This window comes from Cryobacterium sp. N19, from assembly GCF_002929595.1.
Classification (GTDB): Bacteria; Actinomycetota; Actinomycetes; order Actinomycetales; family Microbacteriaceae; genus Cryobacterium; species Cryobacterium flavum.
In genome coordinates, this window is the sequence record NZ_PJJR01000021.1 from 1 (window position 1) to 4788 (window position 4788).

At 65.7% G+C, this 4788-nt stretch carries 2 protein-coding genes and 1 pseudogene; all 3 read left to right on the forward strand.

Going from position 1 to position 4788, the window contains the following annotated elements; all coding sequences use genetic code 11:
* Nucleotides 1–728, forward strand: a 728-nt coding sequence (locus CXY78_RS00240; RefSeq protein ID WP_233206021.1) for a hypothetical protein, incomplete at its 5' end; no start/stop codon positions are given.
* Between the two features lie 1444 nt (nucleotides 729–2172).
* Nucleotides 2173–3843: a hypothetical protein gene (locus CXY78_RS00250; RefSeq protein ID WP_104087463.1), complete on the forward strand. Its 1671-nt coding sequence runs from the start codon at nucleotides 2173–2175 to the stop codon at nucleotides 3841–3843.
* Nucleotides 3840–4788: pseudogene (locus CXY78_RS00255) on the forward strand (ATP/GTP-binding protein); the annotation flags it as partial. The gene CXY78_RS00250 and the pseudogene CXY78_RS00255, both read left to right, overlap by 4 nt.

Sequence of the window (4788 nt, forward strand, 5' to 3'; positions counted from 1 at the left end):
GCCATCCTCGCCGTCTTCGGATAGGAGCACTCGTGCACGCGACCGCACCACCCACCCGCCGCACCTGGCCCTGGATCGTCGGCGCCGCTATCCTCGTCGGCGCACTTATCATCGCTGGCGCCGTCTACTTCGGCAGCCAAGCCGACACCGCCACACCTACCGCCGAGCCGACAATACCGATAGAGAGCAGCACGCCGTCGCAGAGCACCGCACCGGTCGAAACGGAGCCGACCGGATGCCTGGGCGGCGAGGCGCGAGACGCGGCCATGGTTTTGACAGCGCAACAGGAAGCGCCGCACACGAGCAGCGGTGCCGTTGATTTTGCAGCGTCCTTCGTACGCTGGATTCAGCGTTTCCCCTATCCGGCAGCCGACGATGCGGCTGCTGTTGGGGATAGTGCGATGGCACGCGAATCGTTTACCGACGACTTGGTGAGCTATCTCGCTGCCGGACCTGACTTATCGGGCGGGATCGTTGCGCCGGGGGACGAGTACTACATGAGCACCATCCCTGGTGTTTGGGTCATTGAAGCGGCGAGCAACGACCGCGTTGAAGTCACCATTGGTAGTGCTTTCGTAGTCAACGGAGCGCTGAGCCCCACCCTGAAATCCTCCATCACGGTCGTAGCCGTCTGGGAAGACGGGCAATGGAAGATCGCCGATGCGAACGGGACCCGCACGACCGAAGCCCTGTATTCGGTGGGCCGGCCATTTACGGAGGGATGCTGATGCTCTCGAGCACATATAAGCTCGCGACCGACGGCGACGGCTGGGACCCGATTGGCGGGATCGGGGACATCATTAATGGTGCGACTGGTGTGGTGTCGTACTGGTCGGACCCGTGGGGAAATACCTTCAAGATGCTTCGCGATACGGCGGAGGGGATGAGTCGGGACATCATGCCGGCGTTGACCAGTGCGACGCTGCCGGATCTGACGGCGGACTGGTTCATCAGCGCCTACAAGATTAGCTTTGCTACGGCGATCTTCGTCGCCGCACTGCTGCTGATCCCACAGGCCGTCCGCACGGCGCGCGGCGCCCAGGCGGGCCGCGATCTGGTCGAGTCCGTCGGCCTCTACTTTGGAACGTTTCTAGTTGGGGCCATGTTCGGTCCAATGTTCGGGATCATGCTGATCAACTTTTTCCATTCCCTGACGGACGTCTTCGTCGCAGCCGGCCTGACCGGCACGGCGACTACCGTCACTGGGCAGTTCAGCGCCATGATTGAGCAGGCCGACCCAGTCGGCATCACCGGCGGAATCGTCATGGGCGTCATCCTCATGATCTGCATGATTCTCGCACTCTTTTTGGTGTTACTCATGTTGCTCGTGCAGCTGGTGACGCTCTACTTCACCGGCGTGTTGCTGCCGCTTGGGTTGGTGTGGATCATCGACAAAAACAAGCGCTCCTTCGGCTTGAAGATTGCGGCGTTGTGGATTGGGATTCTCGCAGCCCACCCGCTGCTGTTCTTGCTGCTGGGCTTGGCCTTTTCGATGACGGCGAACCAGATCAGCGCGTTCGGCAACAACTTCGGCCTGCAATCGATGGTGTCGCTGATGGTCGCGATCATCGGTCTGCTGATGGCCGCGCTCTCGCCATTGCTGCTGATGAAGTTCGCGCCGATCATTCCGATGGCATTCGGCGGCACCACCGGTCCGTCCGTGGACGTCGGCAAGCACATCGGGGCGCAGAACATGACCGAAGCCACCGAACGCTACGGCCAACCCTCCAGCCAGGATCGGACCTCCTCGACGACGACGAAAGAGTCCACGGACTCCACGACCGAGCGCGTCTCAGAGTCCTCGACAGCTCCGGGGAGCCTGTCGGAGGTCATCGGCAACCGCGTTGCTGCTNTCACCGGTGCCTCCGGTGACGGCGCGCCGATCGGCGCCGGCCGGGCAGCGACGGCCACCGCGGGAGCTGCCGGGGCAAGTGCGGCCGCTGGCGGAGCGGCTACCGCGGCTGAGACCGGGCTCGCCGCCGCCGGGACGGCGGAATCAGCGACCGGCGCGGGCGCGGTCGTCGGCGTCCCGACGCTGATCGCGGCGGCGGGGATCGCCGCCGCGCAAAAGAGCGTCGAGGCCGTCGGGAAAGGCATGGACATGGTCCAGACCGCCGGAGAGCAGGCGACGGAGTCGATGGATGACACCCCGACCCTGGGAAGAGATCACACATGATGACGGACCTGCGTAACCGCACGGTTATTCGATATTTGGGCGGGGAGAGCGGGCACCGCTCCTTCTTCGGCGGCACGCACTCCCGCGCCCGGATCATCTTCCTGGCCTGCTCGCTCGTGTTCGGGATGGTGTTCACCCCACTGATCGGCTGGCCCGCCCTCGCAGCGGCAGCGGTCAGTTGCGGGGTGACCTTCTTGGTCACGGCGAAAACACACCGCGGGTCAATCGTTGACCGGCGGCGTAAACGAGCCCGCTGGAAGAAACGCACCCGGGCGGGCACGACCAGGTTTGAGCCCTACGAAGTCGGCGCGTGGGACCAGCTCCAGCAAGCCCTCACCGACGCCCGTGCAGCGAAAGGCCCGGCAGCCCGGGAGGCGGCTGCGGAGGCGGGCCGGGCCGTGGTGGCGATGCGGGCGAACCCGGACGGGTCGGACGGACTCGGCTGGCTGCAATACGGCAGGGGCGAGCCCGGCATTGCATGGCATGCCCCGGTCGGGGAGCAAAGCTACCTGTCGGTGACGTTCACTGTCAGCGGTCAGCTGCGCGGGATTGAATCGGCCAGCGTCATGGCGCGTGCCGCCCATGGCTGGGGAGCGTTCCTCGCTGCCCGCGCCGTCCCCTCCGTCCTCGTCCAAGACGTGCAGATCACTACCCGGGTGCTGCCGGCCGATACTGCGTTGCAGGAATTCTGGGTGCTCAATAATCTCGACCCGGCGGCGCCGGTCGATGCGGTCGCCTCCTATGAGGAGGTGTTGCGGCTGACCGGGAACGACGCGATGGTGCAACGCCACTTCGTTACCGTCAACTGGCCGCTCACACCGTCATTTTTTGACGCCGCTGCCAAGTATGGCGACGGCCGAGACGGATGGCGGGCGTTGATGCGGCAGGAGATCGCCTCGACCAAGCGTGGTTTGACGGAGTCGAAGATCGGCCGGGTGGAGGTGTTGACGGCGCGGCAGGTGGCTGCGGTGGTGCGGCATCAGCAGAATCCGTCGCGTCCGATCGACTTCGTCGCTGACGTGCACCCGAACCGGGTCGGCGAACCTGCGGAGGAAGAGTTCTCCGCGCACATCGTTGACAGCATGGACCCGCTCACCGGGCTGCCGGTGCGGTGGTGGCATCGCACCGCCGCGATCCGTGCCGAAGCGCTCGCGACCGCCGCTCGCACTCAGCTGTGGGTGTTGGATCTGCTCATTGGGAAGGACATCCAGTTCATCCGCTCGGTCAGCTTTCACCTTCACCTGGTGCCGGCGTCGGAGGCGAAAGTCGCCGCCCGGCAAGACCTGGTCCGTGACACCGCCGAAGCCCTCTCCCGCAGGGAGGCCGGGCAGCTCGATACGGACGATACCGACGTGCACATGACGGCCGCCAGACGCCGCCGGCAAGACCTCGTGTCCGGGTCGCAGCACCACGGAGCTCTCTGGATCGGCTTCGTGACAATCTCCGTCCGCTCCCGGGAAGAGCTGGCGCGGGCGTCGCGGCAGCTCGAGGAAACCTGCTCCACCGGCCTCGGCATTGAAAGCCTGGACTGGCTCGATTCGTATCAGGCCGCGGCATCGGGTACGACGTGGCCGATCGGCCGCGGCTTGGTCGCGTCGGCGCCGTCGTTCTCCGCTCGCGTCTACAGTCGCCTGGCCGGCAAATCCGACAAGGAAGCCCTCACATGACCACACCCGACCCCCTTAGCTCGCGCTCAAAGTTGTGGTCGCTGCCCGTGCTGCGCCGCTTCGCGCCGCCCGTCGAGGTGCCCGCCGACGAAGCCGGTGGGATCGACGCAGCCGGTAGTCGGGGTTCAGTGGAGATTGTGCCGTGGGCGCTGCCGGGCACGCCGCTGCGCACGCAAGCCTCGGCCGCGCGCCGCGGCTTCTACGCGCCGGCGCTGGCCGGTGCGCCTACGACGACGCGGCAGGCCGAGATCCTCAACACCGCTCTGATCGGCCCGCCGACCGGCACCCGCGGTGTCGTGAACGGGCGGGACGTGTTGTCGCGGACGACGATCTCCCACGACCCCGTCACGGCGTATAACTCGGAGCCTCGCGAGGTGTCGAGTCCGAACGTGATCGTGATGGGCGACGTCGGCGCCGGTAAGAGCTCGCACACCAAGTGCAATTACGTCGTCCGCCCTCTGCTGCTGCAGGGCAGGCGGGGGGTGGTGTTTGACAAGAAGGATCAGAACGGGGAGGGCGAGTACTCCAATGTGGTGCGGCATTACGGGTTTGAACCGATCCGGTTCACCACCGATGGCACCGGCACCACGCTGAACCTTCTCGATCCGATGATCGCCCGCGGTACCGGTGTCAAAGGTCAGACACGGCTGTTGAACATCGTCACCCGCATCGCCCGCGGCGATCAGCCCCTTAGCGAATGGGAAGAAGAAGCCCTCCGCGCGGCGCTTCGCCGCACAGTCGGCCAAGCGCACGGGCGGCCCCCGGTGCTCGCCGACGTTCTGCCGAACCTCGGCCTGGTCGTTGACGATGACGACTACCGCACCCTGTCGGTCACCGCCCGCGACGACCTGCACAAGGCCGGCTTGTCCGTGAAGTGGACGTTGAACGGGCTGCTCGACGAATACGCCGGCCTCCTCGACGGCGAAACTTCGGAAGCTGTGGATC

What these genes read in the sequence shown, in the direction of transcription:
- CXY78_RS00250 (WP_104087463.1), top strand. Translation starts at nt 2,173, where the DNA reads ATGATGACGGACCTGCGTAACCGCACGGTTATTCGATATTTGGGCGGG.